3 protein-coding genes and 1 pseudogene are annotated in these 2,379 nt (G+C 59.1%); 2 read left to right on the top strand and 2 right to left on the bottom strand.

Annotation, left to right across the window (positions count from 1 at the left end; genetic code table 11):
- The coding region (locus AB5Y50_RS07495) for an IS4-like element IS50R family transposase (protein WP_368162397.1) at positions 1-941 on the bottom strand (941 nt) is incomplete at its 3' end.
- Between the two features lie 92 nt (positions 942-1,033).
- Positions 1,034-1,504 (bottom strand): annotated as a pseudogene (locus tag AB5Y50_RS07490) (EamA family transporter); the annotation flags it as partial.
- A 94-nt stretch (positions 1,505-1,598) separates the two neighbouring features.
- On the opposite strand from AB5Y50_RS07490, the gene AB5Y50_RS07485 reads away from it, so the two are divergent.
- Both AB5Y50_RS07485 and AB5Y50_RS07480 read left to right on the top strand, forming a co-directional pair.
- Positions 1,599-2,081 carry a MarR family winged helix-turn-helix transcriptional regulator gene (locus AB5Y50_RS07485; RefSeq protein ID WP_042017340.1) on the top strand — a complete coding sequence of 161 codons (483 nt, stop codon included), beginning with the start codon at positions 1,599-1,601 and terminating at the stop codon, positions 2,079-2,081.
- A 103-nt stretch (positions 2,082-2,184) separates the two neighbouring features.
- On the top strand, positions 2,185-2,379 hold a 195-nt coding region (locus AB5Y50_RS07480), incomplete at its 3' end, for a transposase domain-containing protein (RefSeq protein ID WP_368162519.1).

Here is a 2,379-nt window from a genome sequence, read left to right as displayed (position 1 = left end):
CGCAAGGCTTGGGCTAGCGACTCGACCGGTTCGCTGGTCAGCAACAACCATTTCAACGGGGTCTCACCCTTGGGCGGGTTAATCTCCTCGGCCAGCACCGCGTTGAGCGTGATATTCCCCTGTTTTAGCGTGATGCGCCCACTGCGCAGGCTCAAGCTCGCCTTGCGGGCTGGTCGATTTTTACGTTTACCGCGTTTATCCACCACGCCCTTTTGCGGAATACTGATCTGATAGCCACCCAACTCCGGTTGGTTCTTCAGATGGTCGTACAGATACAACCCAGACTCTACGTCCTTGCGTGGGTGCTTGGAGCGCACCACGAAGCGCTCGTTATGCGCCAGTTTGTCCTGCAGATAAGCATGGATATCGGCTTCGCGGTCACAGACCGCAATCACGTTGCTCATCATGCTGCCCATGCGTAACCGGCTAGTTGCGGCCGCAGCCAGCCATTTGCCACTCTCCTTTTCATCCGCATCGGCAGGGTCATCCGGGCGCATCCACCACTCCTGATGCAGTAATCCTACGGTGCGGAATGTGGTGGCCTCGAGCAAGAGCACGGAGTGAACCCACCATCCGCGGGATTTATCCTGAATAGAGCCCAGCTTCCCAAGCTCTTCGGCGACCTGGTGGCGATAACTCAAAGAGGTGGTGTCCTCAATGGCCAGCAGTTCGGGAAACTTCTGAGCCAACTTGACCGTTTGCATCGCGCCAGCCTTTCTGATCGCCTCGGCAGAAACGTTGGGATTGCGGATAAATCGGTAAGCGCCTTCCTGCATGGCTTCACTGCCCTCGGATGAGATGGTTATTGATTTTCCAGAATATTTTGCCAATTGAGCGGCGACGTTAACCAGACGGGTGGTACGGCGAGGATCACCCAGCGCCGCCGAAGAGAAAACAGATTTGGCCCAGTCAGCCGTACGATGAAGAGCAGAAGTTATCATGATCGTTACTATGTTGGGAGTCACATAGAAGATCAGATCCTGGAAAACGGGAAAGGTTCCGTTCAGGACGCTACTTGTGTATAAGAGTCAGGTTGCATCCAGCGGCTCGACTGGCCGATGAGCAGGGTGGCGAGCAGGGCGCACGCCACGCCGACGGGATCCAGATTGGCAGAGGGATTGAGCAACAAGAGCACCCCGACGAGCCCCATCACCCCCAGCAACAGCCACTTGAGCGTCGGTCTGACACCGTCTTGCAGCCAGGCCAGCCCCATCAGGATGAGGGGCAGCGTCGCTCCCAACGTACCCGCCACGGCGCCGGGCAGGCGAAACGCCGCCACGAACAGCAGGGCGAAGAAGGCGGTGATGTTGCAAAACGCCAGCAGGAACTGCCTGCTCCAGACGAGAGGCGGTCTGCGGGGATGGAGCAACAGCAGCAGCACCCCGGCGGGGAGGGCGCGCCACACGGCCACCCAGTAGGGGGAGTAGTCGGTCAGGTAGAGACTGACGACGGCATAGGTGCTGCCCCAGAGCAGGGGGGCGAGCAGGGCGATCAGCAGCGGCATGGTTATCTCGTAACAAAGTATCTTTAAGTAAAGATACATTAGCCGCGAGTTGGTTTATTATCAAGTATCTTCATGTAAAGATAATGGAGCCCGAATGGAGAGTGATCATGTAGATCAGCTGCTGGCCCAGTGGGCCCGGCAGCGCCCGGACCTCGACTGCACCCCCATGGGGGTGCTGGGGAGGGTGGCGCGCATGGCGGCGATCGCCGGGCGCGAAGTGAGCGAGACCCTCAAGGAGTGCGGTCTGCTGGGGTCTGACTTCGATATCCTGGCGACCCTGCGTCGGGCCGGTGAGCCGCTGACCCCGACCGCGCTCTACCAGTCCGCCATGCTGAGTTCAGGGGCCATGACGGCCCGGCTCGACAAGCTGGAGCAGCGTGGCCTGATAAGACGTGAAGCCTCCCCCGATGACAGACGCAGCCTGCTGGTCTGCCTGACGGAGCCGGGGCGGGAGCTGGTTGACCATGCGGTGGAACAGCACGTGGCGAACGAGCGCCGCCTGCTGGCCCCATTGAGCCTGGCCGAACAGGAGCAGCTGGCCGCCCTGCTCAAACGCTGGCTGCTGGAAAACGAATAAAAAAAACGGGCCTGCGGGCTAATGCCGATCAGTTAAGGATCCATTGACCGATCCTCAGGCTGTGTAAGAATCCGAAACTCCTTGTTGGGTTTCGGATTTTTTTATGCGTATCGACCAAGCTCTCGACTTCATTCACGCCTGTCCTCCCGGAAAGTTTGAGTCCCTGTCTGACCTGCTGTCACCTGAACTGGTGCAGGCTTGCTTGGCCGAGACGGGCTCCGTCTCCTTGCGCCGACGGCGCATGCCCATGGAGCGGGTGCTATGGGCCATTATCGGGATGTCCTTGTTTCGTCATGTC

Source organism: Aeromonas sp. s6 (genome assembly GCF_040907815.1).
Classification (GTDB): Bacteria; Pseudomonadota; Gammaproteobacteria; order Enterobacterales; family Aeromonadaceae; genus Aeromonas; species Aeromonas caviae.
Note: the sequence above shows the minus strand (reverse complement) of the source record. Positions and strands in the feature narration are given on the sequence as shown.

Bases quoted from the DNA above. Each gene is read 5' to 3' on its own strand.
- AB5Y50_RS07485 (WP_042017340.1), top strand. From the start codon at position 1,599: ATGGAGAGTGATCATGTAGATCAGCTGCTGGCCCAGTGGGCCCGGCAG.